Source organism: Pseudomonas sp. SHLD1 (genome assembly GCF_028640935.1).
In the GTDB taxonomy this organism is placed as follows: Bacteria; Pseudomonadota; Gammaproteobacteria; order Pseudomonadales; family Pseudomonadaceae; genus Chryseomonas; species Chryseomonas aestiva.
In genome coordinates, this window is sequence record NZ_JAQZAD010000015.1 from 51,000 (window position 1) to 70,000 (window position 19,001).

14 protein-coding genes are annotated in these 19,001 nt (G+C 68.4%); 8 read left to right on the forward strand and 6 right to left on the reverse strand.

What is annotated here, in order from left to right:
- Window positions 1-95 precede the first annotated feature (95 nt).
- From PVZ77_RS12515 to PVZ77_RS12525, 3 genes are all read left to right on the forward strand, one after another.
- A complete protein-coding gene (locus PVZ77_RS12515) occupies window positions 96-1,634 on the forward strand; it encodes a DNA-3-methyladenine glycosylase 2 (protein WP_273806814.1) in 1,539 nt (512 codons plus the stop codon).
- Complete coding sequence (locus tag PVZ77_RS12520; protein ID WP_273806815.1) at window positions 1,631-2,167, forward strand: methylated-DNA--[protein]-cysteine S-methyltransferase; 537 nt, start codon at window positions 1,631-1,633, stop codon at window positions 2,165-2,167. The genes PVZ77_RS12515 and PVZ77_RS12520 overlap by 4 nt, the downstream gene beginning before the upstream one ends.
- Window positions 2,168-2,254: 87 nt before the next feature.
- Window positions 2,255-4,120 (forward strand): type VI secretion system Vgr family protein, encoded by a 1,866-nt coding sequence (locus PVZ77_RS12525; RefSeq protein ID WP_273806816.1) that lies wholly within the window; start codon window positions 2,255-2,257, stop codon window positions 4,118-4,120.
- Window positions 4,121-4,189: 69 nt separating this feature from the next.
- Here PVZ77_RS12525 and tkt read toward each other — a convergent pair whose 3' ends face one another.
- The 5 genes from tkt to PVZ77_RS12550 form a co-directional block, all read right to left on the reverse strand.
- A complete protein-coding gene (gene tkt, locus PVZ77_RS12530) occupies window positions 4,190-6,187 on the reverse strand; it encodes a transketolase (protein WP_273806817.1) in 1,998 nt (665 codons plus the stop codon).
- An 83-nt stretch (window positions 6,188-6,270) separates the two neighbouring features.
- Window positions 6,271-6,870, reverse strand: coding sequence for a PqiC family protein (locus PVZ77_RS12535; protein ID WP_273806818.1), 600 nt, complete (start codon window positions 6,868-6,870; stop codon window positions 6,271-6,273).
- Window positions 6,867-8,513 (reverse strand): PqiB family protein, encoded by a 1,647-nt coding sequence (locus PVZ77_RS12540; RefSeq protein ID WP_273806819.1) that lies wholly within the window; start codon window positions 8,511-8,513, stop codon window positions 6,867-6,869. The genes PVZ77_RS12535 and PVZ77_RS12540 overlap by 4 nt, the downstream gene beginning before the upstream one ends.
- Window positions 8,497-9,138 carry a paraquat-inducible protein A gene (locus PVZ77_RS12545; RefSeq protein WP_405046262.1) on the reverse strand — a complete coding sequence of 214 codons (642 nt, stop codon included), beginning with the start codon at window positions 9,136-9,138 and terminating at the stop codon, window positions 8,497-8,499. Before PVZ77_RS12545 ends, PVZ77_RS12540 begins: the two co-directional genes overlap by 17 nt.
- Window positions 9,135-9,776, reverse strand: coding sequence for a paraquat-inducible protein A (locus tag PVZ77_RS12550; protein WP_133860511.1), 642 nt, complete (start codon window positions 9,774-9,776; stop codon window positions 9,135-9,137). The genes PVZ77_RS12545 and PVZ77_RS12550 overlap by 4 nt, the downstream gene beginning before the upstream one ends.
- 213 nt (window positions 9,777-9,989) lie before the next feature.
- Here PVZ77_RS12550 and PVZ77_RS12555 point away from each other — a divergent pair, with 213 nt between their 5' ends.
- The 5 genes from PVZ77_RS12555 (at window position 9,990) to PVZ77_RS12575 (ending at window position 16,610) form a co-directional block, all read left to right on the forward strand.
- Entirely contained in the window at window positions 9,990-10,988 is a 999-nt protein-coding gene (locus tag PVZ77_RS12555) for an ArsR/SmtB family transcription factor (protein WP_273806820.1), read from the forward strand.
- A gap of 116 nt (window positions 10,989-11,104) precedes the next feature.
- Window positions 11,105-12,295, forward strand: a complete 1,191-nt coding sequence (metK, locus tag PVZ77_RS12560) for a methionine adenosyltransferase (RefSeq protein WP_064307819.1) — start codon at window positions 11,105-11,107, stop codon at window positions 12,293-12,295.
- 170 nt (window positions 12,296-12,465) lie between these two features.
- Entirely contained in the window at window positions 12,466-13,095 is a 630-nt protein-coding gene (locus PVZ77_RS12565; protein ID WP_208693115.1) for a phosphatase PAP2 family protein, read from the forward strand.
- 154 nt (window positions 13,096-13,249) lie between these two features.
- Window positions 13,250-14,299 (forward strand): polyamine ABC transporter substrate-binding protein, encoded by a 1,050-nt coding sequence (locus PVZ77_RS12570; protein ID WP_273806822.1) that lies wholly within the window; start codon window positions 13,250-13,252, stop codon window positions 14,297-14,299.
- Window positions 14,286-16,610, forward strand: a complete 2,325-nt coding sequence (locus PVZ77_RS12575; protein WP_273806823.1) for a putative bifunctional diguanylate cyclase/phosphodiesterase — start codon at window positions 14,286-14,288, stop codon at window positions 16,608-16,610. The genes PVZ77_RS12570 and PVZ77_RS12575 overlap by 14 nt, the downstream gene beginning before the upstream one ends.
- 52 nt (window positions 16,611-16,662) lie before the next feature.
- On the opposite strand, the gene PVZ77_RS12580 is transcribed toward PVZ77_RS12575, so the two are convergent.
- Window positions 16,663-18,600 (reverse strand): autotransporter domain-containing SGNH/GDSL hydrolase family protein, encoded by a 1,938-nt coding sequence (locus PVZ77_RS12580; protein ID WP_273806825.1) that lies wholly within the window; start codon window positions 18,598-18,600, stop codon window positions 16,663-16,665.
- Window positions 18,601-19,001: the final 401 nt, after the last annotated feature.

Below are 19,001 nucleotides of genomic sequence, written 5' to 3' on the forward strand. Positions count from 1 at the left end.
AACCGCCATGACCGCGATAAAGATGTCTCGCCCACCTCAGCGGTCCCGTCCGAAAACGGCCAGTCACCCCTTCCCGGCGGTGCTAACCTGCCGCCATGAACGCCTTCCCCGACATTCCCGCCTTCGAACGCGCCCGCCTGGCGCGGGACCCGCGCTTCGACGGCCTGTTCTACACCGCGGTGCTCACCACCGGCATCTATTGCCGGCCGGTGTGCCCGGCGCAACCGCCGCGCCCGGAAAACGTCAGCTACTACCCCAGCGCCGCGGCCGCCGAGGCCGCCGGCTATCGCCCCTGCCTGAGGTGTCGCCCCGAACTCTCCCCAGCCGGCGGCCACTGGCAACGCGGCGACGCCACCCTGGCCCGTGCCCTGCGCCTGATGGACGAAGGCCTGGAGGACGGCGGCCTGCCCGCCCTCGCCGCCCGCCTCGATCTCAGCGAACGCCAGTTGCGCCGGCTGTTCGTCGAGCGCCTGGGCGCCGCGCCCCTGGCGGTGCTCACCACCCGCCGACTGCTGTTCGCCAAGCAATTGCTCAGCGAGACCCGGCTGCCGATCACCGAGGTGGCCCTGGCCGCCGGCTTCGGTAGTCTGAGACGCTTCAACACCGCATTTCGCGACGCCTATGACCTGGCCCCCAGCCAGGTGCGCAAGGGTCAGGCCGCGCCTTCGCCGGTGCTGGTCCTGCGCCTGGCCTATCGTCCGCCCTACGACTTCACCGCCCAGCTGGATTTCCTCCGCGGCCACGCCCTGCCCGGTGTCGAGGTGCTGGACGACACCAACTACGCCCGGGTGATCGGCACCCCCGAACAGCCGGGCTGGCTGCGCGTCTCGGCCTGGGACGCCGATACGCCGGCGCTGCGCCTGGAATTGCACGGCGCCGCCCCTGGCGAGCTGCAAGCGGCAGTGGCGCGGATCCGCCGCATGTTCGATCTGGACGCCGATCCCGAAGCCATCGCCCAGGGCCTGGCGGTCGATCCGACCCTCGCCGAACTGGTGGCGCGCCGGCCCGGCCTGCGCCTGCCCAGTGGCTGGGACGGCTTCGAGATCGCCGTGCGCGCCGTCATCGGCCAGCAGGTCAGCGTGGTGGCGGCCACCACCATGACCGCCCGAGTGGTGCAGCGCTTCGGGCGCCCCTGGGGCGAGCCCGGCCACGAGGCCAGTCGCCCACCAGCCGGTCTGCACCACTTCTTTCCCACGGTCGACGCCCTGGCCGATGCCGCCCTGGAAGACCTCACCGGCCTCGGCCTGATCCGCGCCCGCGCCGGCACCCTGGGCACCGTGGCCCGCGCCTTGCGCGCCGGCGAGGTGGACTTCGACACCGGACGCACCCTGGACGACTTCACCCGGCGCTGGATCGCCCTCAAGGGCATCGGTCCCTGGACCGCCCAGTACGTCGCCCTGCGCGCCCTGGCTCACCCCGACGCCTGTCCGGTGGAAGACCTGGTGCTGCAGAAGCGCCTGGCACCCCCGGGCGAACGCCTCACCGCCAAGGCCCTCTACGCCCGCGCCGAAGCCTGGCGGCCCTGGCGCGCCTACGGGGTGATGCAGGTATGGCGCGAAGCCACCTGGAAGGCGCCCGCCGATGCGCCCGCCGAACCCGTTCCCACCCGTCTCGCCAAGGAGTCGCCCCGATGATCGCCTACTGCCTGCTGGACAGCCCCATAGGAACGCTCACCCTGGCCGCCGACGACAGTGGCCTGCGCGTGGTGGAGTTTCCCGAGAATCGCTACCTGGCCAAGCGCGACGCCAGCTGGAGCGCCGCCGACCATCCGATCCTCGACCTGGCCAGCCAGCAACTCGGCGAGTACTTCGCCGGCCAGCGCCAGACCTTCGAGCTGCCGCTGGCACCGCGCGGCACCCCCTTCCAGCTGGCGGTCTGGCAGGCCCTGGCGGAGATCCCTCACGGCCAGACCTGGAGCTATGGTCAGCTCGCCAGCCACCTCGGCCGCCCCCAGGCGATGCGCGCGGTGGGCGCCGCCAATGGCCGCAATCCGCTGCCCATCGTGCTGCCCTGCCACCGGGTGATAGGGGCGTCCGGCGCCCTGACCGGCTTTGGCGGCGGCCTGCCGACCAAGCAATTCCTGCTGGAGCTGGAAGGCGCGCTGCCGCCGCCGCGGGATCTCTTCGCCGCGCCCCAACCCGGCACTGCGCCAGAAAACGCCTGCTAGAAGGCTCTAGAATGGGACTTCCAGCGCTTGAGCCAGTGCAGTCCTGTAGCGCAAACTGGAATTTTCCATGCGCAAGGATGCGATGCGATGTCCCGTTCAGCCAACGCCCCGACCTTCACCCTGACGCTGGATGGCGTCGCCCACGATTTCCAGGTGCTCGCCTTCGACGGCCACGAAGCCATCGGCCAGCCCTATCGCTTCCAGCTTGAGCTGGTCAGCGAGCGCCCGGACTGGCCGCTGGAATCACTGTTGCAGCAGCCCGCCTTTCTCGCCCTGGGTGCGGGTGAACAGGGCATCCACGGCCTGCTCGCCGCCGTGGCCCAGGGCGATTCCGGCCGGCGCCTGACCCGCTATCGCGCCGACCTGGTGCCACGCCTGGCCCGCCTGGCCCACCGCGTCAATTCCCGCATCTTCCAGGGGCGCAGCGTCCCCGAGATCCTCGCGCAGCTCCTCGAGGAGCACGGCATCCTCGCCGGCAACTATCGCTTCGCGCTGGGGCCGACGCGCTATCCGCCGCGCGCCTACTGCGTGCAGTACGGTGAAAGCGATCTGGCCTTTCTCACCCGCCTCTGCGAGGAAGAGGGTCTGCACTTTCACCACCAGCATCGTCGCGACGGTCATGTGCTGGTCCTTGGCGATGACGCCACCGGCTTTGCGCAGCTGGGTGCCACCCGCTACCTACCCGGCAGAGGCCTGGTGGCGGACGAGCCCGTGATCAGCCACCTGGCGGTCGCGCTGCGGATCCGCAGCAGCGCCAGCCTCCTGCGCGATCACGACCCGCTGCGGCCACGGCTGCGCCTGCAGAGCGGCAGCGACGACCTGGCCCGGCCCGCGCTGGAAGACTATGGCTTTCCCGGTCGCTTCACCGATCGCGCAAGCGGGCAGCGCCTGAGCAGCCGGCGCCTGGAACGCCTGAGAGGCAACGCCCTCCAGGCCCAGGGCACGAGCGACCAGCCCAGCCTGGTGAGCGGGCACTTCCTGCCCCTGGAACAGCATCCGCGTGCCGACTGGAATCAGCTCTGGCTGTTGACCGAGATCCAGCACCAGGGCCGCCAGCCGCAGGTCCTGGAGGAAGACGTTGCCGACCGCATCCCGGCCGACGGCTTCGCCCAGGGCTATCGCAACAGCTTTGTCGCGCGGCCGTGGGCGCTGCCCTTCCGCCTGCCCCTGCGCCATCCCAAACCCCGACTATTGGGCGCCCAGAGCGCCGTGGTCACCGGACCGGCCGGCGAGGACATCCATTGCGATGCCCTGGGCCGGATCAAGGTGCAATTCCACTGGGATCGCGAAGGCCAGGCGGATGAGCGCAGCAGTTGCTGGCTGCGGGTCGCCAGCGGCTGGGCCGGTAACGGCCACGGCGCCCTGAGCCTGCCGCGGATCGGCATGGAGGTACTGGTCGGCTTTCTCGAAGGCGATCCCGATCAGCCGCTGGTGATCGGCTGCCTGTACCACGCCGAGCAGCGGCCGCCACTGGAACTGCCCAGGGACAAGACCCGCAGCACCTTCAAGACGCTGAGCAGCCCCGGGGGCCACGGCTACAACGAAATTCGCAGCGAGGATCGCCAGGGGCAGGAGGAAATCCACGTCCATGCCCAGCGCGACTGGGACGAACGTATCGGCCACGACCATCGCAGCGAGATCGGCCACGAGCGCCATCAGCGCATCCGGGGCAACAGCTACAGCACCTTCCACGCCGAGGAACACCGCATCACCCAGGGCGAACGCCGCACCGAGGTGCGCGCCGACGATCACCTGGACATCGGCGCGAGTCAGCATCTGCGGCTGGACGGCAGCCTGCTGGTCGAGGCCGGTAGCGAGATCCGGCTGCACAGTGGCCAGAAGATCGTCCTGGAAGCCGGCGCCCGCCTCACCCTCAGGACCGGCGGCAGCTTTGTGCAGCTGGATGCCGCCGGGGTCATCCTGGCGGGACCGAGCATCCGGGTGAATCCCTGAGCGCGTGCCGAATCCCGCGCACAAAAAAGCCACGCCCAGGCGTGGCTTTTCGGATTACCGCAGCAGGACTCAGTCTTCCAGCAACTCGCCGGCCACCGCCAGGACATTGTCCAGGGTGAAGCCGAAGTGCTCGAACAGCGCAGCCGCCGGGGCGGATTCGCCGTAGGTGTGCATGCCGATGATGCGACCGTCGAGACCGACGTACTTGTACCAGAAGTCGGCGATGCCGGCCTCGATGGCGATGCGCGCGCCGACTTCCACCGGCAGGACCTGCTGGCGATACTCGGGGCTCTGGCGGTCGAAGACGCTGGTGCTGGGCATGGAGACCACGCGCACCTGGCGCCCTTCGGCGGTCAGACGCTCGTAGGCCTGCACCGCCAGGCCCACTTCGGAACCGGTGGCGATGAGGATCAGCTCGGGTTCGCCGTTGCAGTCCTTGAGCACGTAGCCCCCACGCGCGGCGTTGCCCAGGGTGGCTGCGTCACGCACGCTGTGGGCCAGGTTCTGGCGGGAGAAGATCAGCGCGCTGGGACCGTCGCGACGCTCTAGGGCCGAGGTCCAGGCGATGGCGGATTCCACCGCGTCGGCCGGACGCCAGGTGTCCAGGTTGGGGGTGTAGCGCAGCGAAGCCAGTTGCTCCACCGGCTGGTGGGTGGGGCCGTCCTCGCCGAGACCGATGGAGTCGTGGGTGAAGACATAGAGCACCCGCTGCTTCATCAACGCCGACATGCGCACCGCGTTGCGGGCGTATTCCATGAACATCAGGAAGGTCGCGCCGTAGGGCACCAGGCCGCCGTGCAGGGCGACGCCGTTCATGATGGCGCTCATGCCGAATTCACGTACGCCGTAGTGAACATAGTTGCCGCTGGCGTCTTCGGCGGTGACGCCCTTGGCGCCCTTCCACAGGGTCAGGTTGGAGCCGGCCAGGTCGGCGGAACCGCCAAGCAGCTCGGGCAGCAGCGGACCGAAGAACTGCAGGGCGTTCTGGCTGGCCTTGCGGCTGGCGATGGTCTCGCCCTTGCTGGCGACGTCCTGGATGAAGGCGGCGGCGCGTTCGGCGAAATCGGTGGGCAGGTCACCGGCCATCCGGCGCTTGAACTCGGCGGCGAGCTGCGGATGGGCCTGGGCGTAGGCGGCGAAACGCTCGTTCCACTCGGCCTCGGCGGCGGCGCCGCGCTCCCGGGCGCTCCACTCGGCATAAATGTCGGCGGGAATCTCGAAGGGCGCATGGGCCCAGCCGAGCAGGTCGCGCGCGGCCTGGATCTCGTCGTTGCCCAGGGGCGCGCCGTGGCACTCCTCCTTGCCCTGCTTGTGCGGCGCGCCGTAGCCGATCACGGTCTTGCAGCAGATCAGGGTGGGCCTGTCGCTCTTGCGCGCGGTATCCAGGGCGGTCTGGATCTCGTCGGCGTCATGGCCGTCGACGTTGCGGATCACCTGCCAGCCGTAGCTCTCGAAGCGCTTGGGGGTGTCGTCGGTGAACCAGCCCTCGACCTCGCCATCGATGGAGATGCCGTTGTCGTCGTAGAAGGCGATCAGCTTGGACAGGCCCAGGGTGCCGGCCAGGGAGCAGACCTCGTGGGAGATGCCTTCCATCATGCAGCCATCGCCGAGGAAGGCGTAGGTGTGGTGGTCGACGATCCGGTGGCCGTCGCGGTTGAACTGGGCAGCCATGACCTTTTCCGCCAGGGCGAAGCCCACGGCATTGGCGATGCCCTGGCCCAGGGGACCGGTGGTGGTCTCGATGCCGGGGGCGTAGCCGTATTCGGGGTGGCCGGGGGTCTTGCTGTGCAGCTGCCGGAAATTCTTCAGGTCGTCGATGGACAGGTCGTAGCCGGACAGGTGCAGCAGCGAATAGATGAGCATGGAGCCGTGGCCGTTGGACAGCACGAAGCGGTCGCGGTCGGCCCACAGGGGATTGCCAGGGTTGTGCTTGAGCTGATCGTGCCAGAGCACCTCGGCGATGTCGGCCATGCCCATGGGGGCGCCGGGGTGGCCACTGTTGGCCTTTTGCACGGCATCCATGCTGAGGGCGCGGATGGCGTTGGCTCGATCACGACGGCTGGGCATTGCGGTGTCTCCTGGCAGAGGCAGAGCGAAGGGGCCGTTATTCTGGCCCAGCCAGGGCACTTCCAGCAATCGGCGCGGTCGCCTCAGCCCGCCGGGCAGACCGTGGCGTCGTCGACCACGAAGGCGCGTGCCACCGGTTCGATGCGCCTGGCCAGGGTCGCCAGGGCCTGGCGATGCGCCGCCACGACCTCGGCATAGGTGCCGCCGGCGGGCTGGCTGATCCGGCTGCCACAGGTCAGCACCCGCTCGCCGCCCGGCCCGGCCAGGCGCAGGGTCCAGAGCGCGTCCTGCTGGACGCCCCGCCCGGGCTGCGAATCGAAGCGCTGCAGATCCACCTTGATGCGCAGCACCGGGGTGCCACTGCCGCGCGGGGCATCGCCCAGGTCCAGGGTACCGAGGTCCCGGGATAGGTCGGCGGACAGGGCGCTGCGCACCTCGTCGGCCAGGGGCGCGATCCAGCGTTCGTTTTCCAGCAGGGCGATGCCGTCGCCCTGGCGGACCACCAGTTGCGGCTGATCCACCTGCGGTGGTACCGAGACGCCCTGCAGGGCGAAGCGGAAGCCGGCGCTGCGCGCCTGGGTCGCGGGCTCCGCGGCACTGGTCAGGGTGTGGTAGTTGAGCGGCGCCTTGGACGAACAGGCAGCCAGCAGCAGGGGCAGAGCCAGACAGGTCAGGCGCTTCATTGCAGTTTTCCTTTGGCGGGATCGCGGGAGCCCGGCTCGAACTTGGGCGGCGGATCGGTCACCAGACCGCGGATCAGGGATTCCGGATGGCGGCCGAGGTAGTCGCCGAACACGCGCAGGGAGCGCGCCATGCGCTGCATCTCTTCGAGGGTCTGGGTCAGATTCTGCTGCACCGGCGAATCGGCGCCCAGGCTCTGGCTGGCGCTGCCGGTAAGCTGCTGCACGCCCATCAGGGTGGTGGTCAGTTGCGGCAGGACCCCGGCGTTGAGCTGCTTGAGGGTGCCGCTGAGCTGCGCCAGGCTGGTGTCGAGATTCTTGCCGATGGAATCGAAGGGAATCTTGTCGATCTTGTTGACGATGCCGGCCATCTGCTCCTGCAGGCGATCGAAGCTGCCGGTGACGGTGGGAATCGACAGTGGCTTGGCCTGGGGGTCGAAGGCCACCTTGGGCGCATTGGGCACGAAGTCGACGGAAATGTAGAGCTGGCCGGTCAGCAGGTTGCCGGTGCGGGCCTGGGCGCGCAGGCCGCGGGCCACCCAGCCGGCGAACAGCTTGCCGTCGCGGTCCTTGGTCTCGATGCGCTTGCCGACATCACCCAGCCGCTGGGGATAGATGACCGCGCCGACGATCAGCGAGAAGCGATCCTGGCTGTCCTCGTAGTCGGGGGTCAGGGACACCACCCGGCCGACGTTCATGCCGAGGAACTCGACCGGCGCTCCGGTCGACAGCCCGCGCAGCGACTGCTGGAATCTCATCCGTACATAGAAGGGCTCGCCATCCGGCGGAGCCAGGGCGCTGGTCTGGTCGTCGAACAGGGTGAAGTTCTGGTCTTCCTGGGCCTCCTGCGGATCCTTCGGCCATTCGGGGGTGACGAAGGCGATGCCGCCCGCCACCACCGTAGCCAGCGACTGGGTGTTGAGCTTAAGCCCGGAGGCGCTGAGCGAGACATCGACCCCGCTGGCGTTCCAGAAGCGGCTGTTGGCGGTGACGAAGCGGTCGTAGGGCGAATCGATGAAGACCTGGGCGCTGACGCCCTTGCCATCCGGATTGAGGTGGAAGGACACCACCCGGCCGACCTGGATGCGCCGGTAATAGACCGGCGAGCCGACGTCCAGGGAGCCGATGTCGTCGGCGGTGACGATGAATCTCTTGCCCGAGGCCCCGTGGATCAGCGCCGGTGGCTGCTCCAGACCGCGGAAGTCGCGATGGGATTCGCTGGAATCGCCGATGTCGGCGCCGATGAAGGCACCCGACACCAGGGTGTCGACCCCCGAGACGCCATTGACGCCGAAGCGCGGGCGCACCACCCAGAAGCGGGCGTCCTTGGTGGCGAAGCCCTCGGCGGACTTTTCCAGCTCGATGGTGGTGATCACCCGGTTGCGATCCGGCGCCAGCTGGATGTCGCTGACGGTGCCGATCACCACGTTCTTGTACTTGACCTGGGTCTTGCCGGCTTCCAGGCCCTCGGCGGTGAGAAAGGTCACCGTGATGGTCGGACCGCGCGAGGCCCAGCTGTGGATCACCATGGACAGCCCGATCAGGGCCGCCACGATGGGCACCAGCCAGATCAGCGATACGCTCCAGCGACTGCGGCGTACCTCGGGGGTAGGCGCCAGGGCGTCGGGTTCATGCCTGTCCGTCATCGTTCACCTCTGCATCCCAGATCAAGCGGGGATCGAAACTCATCGCGGCGAGCATCGTCAGCACCACCACGAAACCAAAGAACACGATACCCAGGCGCGGCGCCGCCGAACTCAGGGCACCGAAGTGCACCAGCGCCGATACCAGGGCCACCACGATCACGTCGAGCATCGACCAGTAGCCGATCAGCTCGACGAAGCGATAGAGCCGGGCACGCTGGGCAGTGGCCCAGTCGCTGCGGCGCTGGCAGGTCACCAGCAGGGTGCCGAGCACCAGGAACTTGATGGAGGGCACCGCCACGCTGGCGATGAAGATCACCAGGGCGACGCCCCAGGAGCCGTTCTCCCAGAATTCGATCACCCCTTCGAGGATGGTGCTTTCCGTGCCGCGGCCCAGAGTACCGGTGAACATCACCGGCAGGGTATTGGCCGGGATATAGAGGATCAGCGCGGCGAGCAGATAGGCCCAGGTCTTGGCATAGACGTTCGGCTTGCGCCGGTGCAGGGCCGAGCCGCAGCGCGGGCAGCCGGCCTTGTGCCGGCGTGGCGCGGTGCAGACCTTGCCGCAGACGTGGCAGAGGCACAGGCCGAGTTCGTCGGCGCGCGGCGGCAGCTGGGGCGCGGTCACGGCTCACGCTCCCCGACGGCGTCCCACAGCGGGTGCAGGTCGCGCTTGGCGATGATCAGCAGGACCACCATCAGCCCGACCATGCCGAACAGCCCCAGGCCCACCACCACGTGCAGCAACCCGGCGAGCTTGATCACCGCCACCAGGGCGCCGAGCACGAAGACCTCGATCATGCTCCAGGGCCGCAGGTAGTGCAGGGTGACCATGGCCGTGGCGAAGCCGGGCGCGCGGCGGCCGAGCTGGGCGAAGCCGAGCACCCAGAGCAGCAGGACGATCTGCAGCAGCGGCACCACGAACAGGGTCATGGCCACCACCAGCGCCATGGGTCCGGCAAAGCCGCGACTCATGGCGACCACCGATTCCAGCAGGGTCGCCTCGCTGTGCAGGCCGCGAAAGCTGAGTTGCAGGATCGGCCCGACATTGGCGATCACGAACAGCACCGCCGCGGCGATCGCCAGCGCCAGCAGGCCCTGGATATCCAGGCGGCTGGCGCGATAGAGCAAGGCGCCACAGCGCAGACAATGCGCCCGCTCACCCACCGCGAGGGGTTCGAGGCGATGCACCGAATCGCAGTGCTCGCAGATCACCAGGCGCGTGCCGGCAGCAGGCGCGGAAGGGGATGGTGGCTGGACGGACATGGGTTACCCGGTGACGCTCCTGGAAGAGGGCTGCAGGTTGGACGCGCGAGTCTCGCGGTCGTTACCGCAACGCCGCGAAGACCGCTGAGCAAAAGGCCCCGGCATCTTACCTTCCTCGACGAAGGTATGCGCGGCCAGCCGTTGCGGACAAGTATCAAAACTTTTTGATGCTTTTCTTGCGAGGCCCGGGACGGGTCTCTAGACTAGCGCCCCATGAATCCCCTACGCGTGCCGGCGCTCGGCCAGGAACCAGGAGATACCCTCGCCGCCCTGTGCAAGGCCGGTGGCGATCCCCTGCGCCTGAACGTCCTGCGCGCCCTGCACAGCGCCTCCTTCGGCGTGCTGGAACTGGCACAGATCTTCGCCACCGGCCAGTCCGGCATCAGCCACCACCTCAAGGTGCTGGCCCAGGCGCAGCTGGTGGCCACCCGCCGCGAGGGCAATGCCATCTTCTATCGCCGCGCCCTGCCGCGTCCCGGCAGCCTGGGAGGCGCCCTGCACGCCGCCCTGCTCGAAGAGGTGGACAGCCTGGCCCTGCCCGGCGCCGTGCAGGCGCGGATCGGCGAGGTGCATGCCCAGCGCGCGGCGGTGAGTCGCGACTTCTTCGCCCGGGTGGCGGAAAAATTCCAGGCCCAGCAGGACCTGATCGCCAGCCTGCCGCAGTATCGCGACGGCCTGCTCAGCCTGCTGGACGCCCTGGCCCTGGATCCGCGCGGCTGCGCGCTGGAGGTGGGCCCGGGCGACGGCGCCTTCCTGCCGGACCTGGCGCGGCGCTTCGCCCGGGTGGTGGCGGTGGACAACAGCCCGGCCATGCTCGAACTGGCGCGTCAGCGCTGCCAGCGCGACGGTCTCGCCCATGTCGAACTGCAACTGGCCGACGCCCTCGCCGAGCCGCTGCCAGCGGCCGACTGCGTGGTCCTCAACATGGTCCTGCACCATCTGGCCGCACCGGCGGAAGCCCTGCAGCAACTGGCCCGGCGCGTGGCGCCGGGTGGCAGCCTGGTGATCACCGACCTCTGCCCCCACGACCAGACCTGGGCCCGCGCGGCCTGTGGCGATCTCTGGCTGGGCTTCGACCAGGACGAACTGGCGCGCTGGGCCCAGGCCGCCGGCCTGCAGGCGGGCGAAAGCCTCTACCTGGGCCTGCGCAACGGCTTTCAGATCCAGGTGCGCCAGTTCGCGCGCCCGGATCAGGGAAACACCCCGTCATGAGGCCAACTGGCCAGTGGCGGGCGGACCCGACGCTCAAGGGCGTCATGTCCAGCAAGGAAACTGCTGTCTCGACCGGCCTGCGGGCCCCTACCCCCTGGTAATTTAGGAACCATTCGATGAGCGAATATTCCCTGTTCACCTCCGAGTCCGTGTCCGAAGGCCATCCGGACAAGATCGCCGACCAGATCTCCGATGCCGTGCTCGACGCCATCATCACCCAGGACAAGCATGCCCGCGTGGCCTGCGAGACCCTGGTCAAGACCGGTGTGGCCATCGTCGCCGGCGAGGTCACCACCTCCGCCTGGGTCGACCTGGAGCAACTGGTGCGCGACGTCATCGTCGACATCGGCTACGACAGCTCGGACGTGGGCTTCGACGGCGCCACCTGCGGCATCGTCAACATCATCGGCAAGCAGTCGGTGGACATCGCCCAGGGCGTCGATCGCAGCAAGCCGGAAGATCAGGGCGCCGGTGACCAGGGCCTGATGTTCGGCTATGCCTGCAACGAGACCGATGTGCTGATGCCCGCGCCCATCACCTTCTCCCACCGCCTGGTGGAACGTCAGGCCGAGGCACGCAAGTCGGGCCTGCTGCCCTGGCTGCGTCCGGACGCCAAGTCCCAGGTGACCTGCCGCTACGAAGGCGGCAAGGTGGTCGGCATCGACGCCATCGTGCTGTCCACCCAGCACAATCCCGAGGTCAAGTACGCCGACCTGCGCGAAGCCGTGATGGAGCTGATCGTCAAGCACGTCATCCCCGCCGAGCTGCTGCACAAGGACACCCAGTTCCACATCAACCCGACCGGCCAGTTCATCATCGGCGGCCCGGTGGGTGACTGCGGTCTGACCGGCCGCAAGATCATCGTCGACAGCTACGGCGGCATGGCCCGTCACGGCGGTGGCGCCTTCTCCGGCAAGGACCCGTCCAAGGTCGACCGCAGCGCCGCCTACGCTGGCCGCTACGTCGCCAAGAACATCGTCGCCGCCGGCCTGGCCGATCGTTGCGAGATCCAGGTGTCCTACGCCATCGGCGTGGCCCAGCCCACCTCCATCTCGATCAACACCTTCGGCACCGCCAAGATCAGCGACGAGAAGATCGTGCAGCTGGTGCGCGAGCATTTCGACCTGCGCCCCTACGCCATCACCACCATGCTCGACCTGCTGCATCCTATGTACCAGGCCACCGCGGCCTATGGTCACTTCGGCCGCCACCCGCAGGAAGTCACCGTGGGCGACGACACCTTCACCACCTTCACCTGGGAACGCACCGACCGCGCCGCCGCCCTGCGCGCCGCCGCCGGTCTGTAACACCCCGCTCGGCAAACAGCCCCGCCACCCCAGGTGCCGGGGCTTTTTTCTGGGTCTGCCAGCGGAATCCCAGCGCTTTCTTGCGCCAGTCCACAGCCTGGCACGCGCGATGCAACCTCTGGGCATCTGATGGTCAGAATGCCTCGTCTTCCCCAGGAGTCTGCTTATCCATGTGGCTGTTCATCACCAACTTCGGCGATTCTTCGGTGATGCTTCCCTGCGCCGTCTTGATCGCGCTCTGGCTGCTTGCCGGTCTGTCCGCGCGCGCGGCACTGCTCTGGTTGCTGCTGTTTGGTGCCGCCGGCCTCAGCGTTGCCCTGTCGAAGATCGCCTTCTTCGGCTGGGGCCTGGGCATCCCCCGCCTGGACTTCACCGGCTTCAGCGGCCATTCCATGCTGGTGGGCAGCGTGCTGCCGGTCCTCGGCTGGCTGCTGGCCAGCCGGGCGCGGCCGTCGCTGCAGCTGAGCGCAGCCGCCCTCGGCGCGCTGTGCGCCCTGCTCATCGCCGTCTCGCGGGTGGTGCTGGGCTATCACTCGATCTCGGAAGTGGTGACCGGCCTGCCCATCGGCTACGCCGCCAGCGGCAGCCTGCTGTGGCTGCTGCGGGGCCAGGAGGTCAACCTCAGACCGCGCCAGGCGGCGCTGGGCGCCAGCCTGCTGCTGTTGCCCCTGTTGCTGCTGCATGGCACCAACGCGCCGACGCAACGGGTGCTGGAACGTCTGGCGGTGAAATTCGCCGACGAGCAGAAGCCCTGGACCCGCGCCCATCAGCGTGCCGGGGTGGCACCGCTGCAGAATTGAGGGACTCGGGCTCGGCGCGTGCAATAGACGCCGCGGCGGCTGGCGAATACCCAGGAGACTCCTAGACTGGCAAGAGCCCTGACGTTCCTGGGGTGAACGCCAGGGCCTTTCGGCCGCTCCTATCCAAGTCAGTCCTTGCCGCCGAGTCGTCCGCATGCGCTACTGCCTCCCCCTTGTCTGCAGCCTGGTGCTCACCGGGCTGTCCGCGTCACCTGTGGCGACTGCCGAGTCCTTGCGACTCTATACCTGGGAAGGCTACTTCAGTGACACCCTGCTGCAGCGCTGGGCCAAGGCCCATTCCCCTGTGCAGGAAATCCATTTCGACAGCAGCGACGTGCGCGACGCCACCCTGGCGCGCGGCGATGTCGATCTCGACCTGGTGGTGATCAACGAGGTCAGCGCCACCCGCCTCGGCCAGGACGGCCTGCTGACACGCATCGATCCCCAGCGCCTGCCGCATCTGCGCGAGCTGGATCCGCGCTGGCGCCAGAGTTGCGGCGACTATGCCGTACCCTACGTCTGGGGCACCCTGGGTCTGCTCTATCGCAGCGATCGTCTGCCCCAGGCGCCCTCGTCCTGGCAGCCGCTGCTGCAGCCGGAGCCGGCCCTGCACGGCCATATCGCCATGCTCGAAGACCATGACGACCTGCTGGTAGCGCCCCTGATCACCCTCGGCGCCGCCATCAACAGCGACGATCCCGAGCTGCTCAGACGCAGCTTCGCCCTGCTCAAGGCCCAGGCCCCGGCGGTGCTGACCTATCAGTACGTGGTCAGCGCCCTGCGCAATCCGGCCTACAGCGATCGCATCGAGCTGGCCCTGGGCTACAGCGGCGACCAGCACCTGCTCAATGCCGCCACGCCCGGGCAGCCCTGGCGCTTCGTCACGCCTCGCGAAGGCAGCCTGCTGTGGGTGGACTGCGTGGCCCTGCTCAGCAGCTCCCGGCACCAGGCGGCCGCCTGGCGCTTCATCGACTTCCTCAACGAGCCGCGCAACGCCGTGCTGGCGACCGAGGAACTGCACCTGGCGACCCCCAACGCCGGCGCCCTGCGCCTGCTGCCGGCAGACCTGCGCCAGGATCCCAGCCTGTTCCCCCCCGACGACGTGCTCGCCCGCAGCCAGGTCTTTCGTGAAGGTCCACCCGACACCTTCCAGACCCGGCAACGCATCGGCAGCGCTCTGGTAGGTCGCCATGACGCTCAATAGGCGCGCCCTGCTGCTGATCCTGCCGGTCGCCCTGCTCTGCAGCCTGACCCTGGTGGGACTGGGCTACACGGTGCAGCGCGAAGCGGTGATCGGCCTCGAACGTTCGCGGCTCAGCCACGACCTGGCGGCGCTGGAAACCACCTATCGCGAGTACGATCACTTCAGCCGCAACCTGCTCTATGCCCTGTCCAACAGCGCCGCCCTGGGCAACTTCCTGCGACAGACCGAGGTGCCCTATCGCAACGAAGCCCTGGGTACCCAGCTGCAACTGGCGGTGCGCCAGCTGGCTGGCGACGATGCACCCAGTCGCATCTCGCTGGCGATCGCCCGCCCCGATCTCAGCCTGGCCTACTACTACGAGCGCAGTGGCGATCCCTTCGCCCAGCTGAGCGGCGTCCAGCGCCAGCTGCTCGAACGCCTGGCCAAGGAGCCGAACGGACCACTGGAGCGACGCGACTATCTGCTCGACGAACAGGGGCGCTCACTGCTGGTGGCGACCACCTCGTTGCTGCCGAGCACCGCCGGACCACCCCTGCCGGGGCAGCGTGGCCTGGCGATGACGCTGCAGCTGGCGGTCAGCCCGGACCGGATGGAAGCCCTGCGCCATGGCCTGGAGCAAAGCTATGGCGCGCCCCTGGAGTTCAGCAGAACGCCACCCGCCCGTACCGGCGATTTCAGTGCCATCGAACGGCTGTCGCCTGATCTCTATGTACGCCTGACTCCGGACCCGGCGCGCCTGGACAAGGAATTGCGCCGCCTGGCGATCGCCTATTTCAGCGGCGGCCTGCTGGTGACCCTGGCCTGCATCCTGGTGCTGATCGTGTTGATCCGCCGCTACATCACCCGGCCCATCGCCCGCCTGGACAGCCAGCTCACGGAAGTCCTGGAAGGCCAGCGCCAGGCGCTCGAAACCGGTGACGAACCCGGCGAGATCGGCCACCTGGGCGCCAACATGAAGCGCCTGCACGACAACAACCTGGCAATCCTGGCGCAGCTGCGCACGGCCTTGCGCACCGACGTCCTCACCCAGATCGGCAATCGCCGCTATTTCCAGCTCATGGGTGAATCCTGGCTGGCAGGCAAGCCGGACGGTCGTCGTATCGCCCTGCTCTATTTCGGCCTGGACCATTTCAAGTCGGTGAACGACAGATTCAGCCACGAGGTGGGCGATGAATTGCTGCAGGCCGTGGCCCGGCAGACCCAGCAACAGCTCGCGGCCTATCAGGCAGACAACGAGCTGGTGTTCACCCGCCTGGCGGGCGATGAATTCGCCATCCTGCTACGTGGCCCGGCGGCGGCGACCGACGCCCTCGCCCTGGGCCAGCAGTTGCAGCAGAACTATGACAACGGCACCCTGGTCGGCGAACGGCGCTATGCCGTGACCCTGAGCATCGGCCTGGCGGCCCCCGAGGCGCCGCTGGATCTGGCCGATCTGCTGGCCCAGGCCGACCTGGCCCTGGAGCGGGCCAAGAACGAAGGCGGCAATCGCCTGGTGCATTTCACCCCGGAACTGGCCGCGCGCCAGCGTCGCCAGGATCTGCTGGACGAGCACCTGCGGCGGATGAACCCGGACGAGGAATTCCACCTCGTCTACATGCCGGCGGTCGACAGCAACGACCAGGTGCGCTCCGCCGAAACCCTGCTGCGCTGGAATTCGCCGCGTCTCGGCCCGGTTTCACCGGCGGAATTCATCCCCATCGCCGAACGTCAGGGGCACTTCCGCTGGATCGATCGCTGGGTCGTGGACCAGGCCTGCCGCGAATACCCGGCGCTCCAGGAGGTGCTGGGCAGCGAGCTGGTGCTGTCCGTCAACCTGTCATCCGCGCAACTGGACCAGGCCGACATCGTCCCCTACCTGCGCGAGCGGGTGCGCCACCACGGCGTCGATCCGGGCCACCTGGAGCTGGAATTCACCGAGACCTTCGCCGCCGAGCTGAACGAGCGGACGCTGGGGCTGCTGCACGAATTGCGCGCCGAGGGCTTTCGCGTGGCCATCGACGACTTCGGCGTCGGCTACACCTCCATCCAGCAGGTCACCGACTATCCCGCCGACACCATCAAGTTCGACCGGCTCATCGTCGAGCGCCTCAGCCAGCCTGGCAACCAGGCCAGCCTGGATGCGCTCATCGCCTTCTGCCATGCCCGCGACGCCCAGGTCATCGCCGAGGGCGTGGACACCGAACTCAAGCAGCTCTGCCTGCACCAGGCCGGGTGCGATCTCCTGCAGGGCTTTCTGGTCTGCCCGCCGCGGCGCCTGGACGAGTTGCGCGACTGGCAACGCCAACGGCTGGGTGATCCCAGCCGGCGCTAGGGATGACGCTCGCTGACGCAAGGTCAGCGAACGCTACCGGGTGGGGCTGCGCTTAGAAATCCAGCGACAGGCCCAGGCCCACGCCCTGCTGATGGGTATCGCCCGCACCGGCATAGCTGTAGCCGCCGCGCAGGGTCAGCTCCGGCGTCAGCCGCTGGACCACGCCCAGACTCAGCCGGGTGCGGTCGCTGTCGGGCTGATAGCCGTCCAGGGTGTAGTCCAGACCTGGCACGCTGTTCAGGCGCATGGTCACATCGCGAGTGCCATCGGCGAACTCCCGCTCACGGCCCAGATCGGCGAACAGCGCCGTGGCCGGTGCGAGTTGCCAGCGGCCCTGCAGGCCCAGCCCCAGCCGCCGCGAGGTGCTCGACTGGTCGTCGAATTCCAGCGCCGTGGCGTCATTGCCGCGCTCCCGGTAGCCGTCCACCTGGACACGGGCATAGTCGGCGCTGAGATAGGGACTCAGGTGCCAGGGGCTGCCGGCCGCTGCCAGGTCATAGCCCAGGCGCGCCGAGAGGGCGCGCAGATCGCCGTCGGTATCGCCCTGCTCGCTGCGGGTGGTCGGGCCAAGCGCGAAGCGACGGCTCAGGTCGTCATAGTCCAGCCGGCCACCGGTGGCGGTGAGATCGCCCCAGAGGCGTTCGCCCTGGTACTGGGCGAAGGCACTCAGCAGATAGCTGTTGAGGCGATAGTCGGAATCGGCCGCGCCGGGCTCCAGGTGCTGGCGCGCGACGCCGGCGGCCACGCCGAGGCGCCACTCCTCGCTGATTCGGTAGCTGCCGCCCAGGTCCAGGCTGTAGCCGTTGCCATCGCCACCGGCGGTGCTGCGCTGGTCGTCGACGTCCAGGCGCCGCGCGCTGGTATCCACATAGCCCTGCCAGCGTCCCACCGGCTGCCAGGCATGCCAGTCGCCCAGCCAGCGCTGGTGCAGGCCGTCCTGGTGCGCCCTGAGGGTGGACTGGGCCATCTCCGGCAGCAGGGTGACCTCCCAGGGCGCCGCCAGCAGCGAATAGGCGTAGTCGGCGATCAGTCGCTGCCCGGTGATGGTCGGGTGGACGCGGTCGTTGAACAGCAGCTGGCTGGGATCGGCCGCTGCCGCGCCCAGGCCATAGGTGGTGTTGCGGGTGCAGCTGTCGCCGCTAAAGCAGGTGCCGGTCAGATTCTGCCCGCTGGCCAGGCCATAGCGCCCCGGTTCGGCCACCACCTCGGCGAGCAGCTGGGGCACGTTGAGGCCGATGATCTCGGCGTCGATGCCGGCCAGGCGCGCCACCAGCGCCTGGTTGTAGACCCGGCTAAGGGCCGAGCTGGCCGCCTGTTGCGGCGAACCGGCCAGGGCCGGGGTCTGGCCGATGTCGGGCAGCAGCCAGACCACCATGTAGCGGGCGCCGGCCTGCTGCAGGGCGGCAACGCCGTCACCCAGGCGATTGGCCGCGGCCGCCGCGGTGGCCGGCGAGGTGACCAGTCCCTGGAGGAAGTCGTTACCCCCGCCGCTGATATAGAACAGGGTGTTGGGATCCAGGCTGAGTCCCTGGCTGGCGAGTCCGGGCAGGTAGCCGTCCCGGCTGCGCAGGGTCAGGCCCCCTACCGCCACCACCGAGCCATTGCGAGCGGTGATGGAATCGCGGATCTGCGCCGTGGTGTAGCCGCCCGTGGCCCAGTTGTCGCCGTCGCTCAGGCCGATCCGCTGGTTGATCAGCGAGGTGGAGGCGTCCAGGGTGCGGACATCGAAGCCCAGTTGCTGGCCGAGCAGGATCGAGGACACCGGTCCGGTCACCGCGCCGCTGGCCGGGCTGTAGCCCGGCCCGACGCGGTTGGTGAATCTGAGGCTGGCACCGTTGACCCCGGTGTCGGGAAACTGCCCGGCATCGAGCAGGCTGTCGCCGAACACGGTGAAGCCACTGTAGGGATTGGGAGCCGCCTGGGCGGTTGCCGCGAGCGTCGTCGCCAGGGCGATGGCCAGCGGCAGGCGTTGCCGGAGGAAAGATGTCATGCCTGCATCCTTGATTGTTGTTATCGGAGCACGCGTCAGGGCGTGTAGCCCCACGCTAGACGGTTTTTGTGACGTTGTATCTGGGAGTGAACAAAAACTTGCAAGACGTTCATGCCGTCTGGACGGCATGCCAGACGGCTGTCGATAGTTCGACCAGGGCGGCCCGCCATGACTGTCGAGTCTGCTGATCAACCAGTGGCAGCGCTCATGGGGTGCTGACGTTGAGCGCCCGCTTGGATAGCCCCTCTCCCACGGGGAAAGGGTTGGGGGGGAGGGCTCTCTGGCGGCGAACCCCCAGTGGAAAAGGCTGCGCCGTTTTCCACGCTACGGTTTTCTCCGGGGCAATGATGCTGAGCGCCCGCTCGAATAGCCCCCTCTCCCTCTGGGAGAGGGCTGGGGTG

Excerpts from the sequence above, each read along its gene's own strand:
- PVZ77_RS12540 (WP_273806819.1), bottom strand. The coding sequence starts at position 8,513 with ATGACGGACAGGCATGAACCCGACGCCCTGGCGCCTACCCCCGAGGTA.
- metK (WP_064307819.1), top strand. The coding sequence starts at position 11,105 with ATGAGCGAATATTCCCTGTTCACCTCCGAGTCCGTGTCCGAAGGCCAT.
- PVZ77_RS12550 (WP_133860511.1), bottom strand. The coding sequence starts at position 9,776 with ATGTCCGTCCAGCCACCATCCCCTTCCGCGCCTGCTGCCGGCACGCGC.
- tkt (WP_273806817.1), bottom strand. The coding sequence starts at position 6,187 with ATGCCCAGCCGTCGTGATCGAGCCAACGCCATCCGCGCCCTCAGCATG.
- PVZ77_RS12580 (WP_273806825.1), bottom strand. The coding sequence starts at position 18,600 with ATGACATCTTTCCTCCGGCAACGCCTGCCGCTGGCCATCGCCCTGGCG.
- PVZ77_RS12565 (WP_208693115.1), top strand. The coding sequence starts at position 12,466 with ATGTGGCTGTTCATCACCAACTTCGGCGATTCTTCGGTGATGCTTCCC.
- PVZ77_RS12575 (WP_273806823.1), top strand. The coding sequence starts at position 14,286 with ATGACGCTCAATAGGCGCGCCCTGCTGCTGATCCTGCCGGTCGCCCTG.
- PVZ77_RS12535 (WP_273806818.1), bottom strand. The coding sequence starts at position 6,870 with ATGAAGCGCCTGACCTGTCTGGCTCTGCCCCTGCTGCTGGCTGCCTGT.
- PVZ77_RS12515 (WP_273806814.1), top strand. The coding sequence starts at position 96 with ATGAACGCCTTCCCCGACATTCCCGCCTTCGAACGCGCCCGCCTGGCG.
- PVZ77_RS12570 (WP_273806822.1), top strand. The coding sequence starts at position 13,250 with ATGCGCTACTGCCTCCCCCTTGTCTGCAGCCTGGTGCTCACCGGGCTG.
- PVZ77_RS12525 (WP_273806816.1), top strand. The coding sequence starts at position 2,255 with ATGTCCCGTTCAGCCAACGCCCCGACCTTCACCCTGACGCTGGATGGC.
- PVZ77_RS12555 (WP_273806820.1), top strand. The coding sequence starts at position 9,990 with ATGAATCCCCTACGCGTGCCGGCGCTCGGCCAGGAACCAGGAGATACC.
- PVZ77_RS12520 (WP_273806815.1), top strand. The coding sequence starts at position 1,631 with ATGATCGCCTACTGCCTGCTGGACAGCCCCATAGGAACGCTCACCCTG.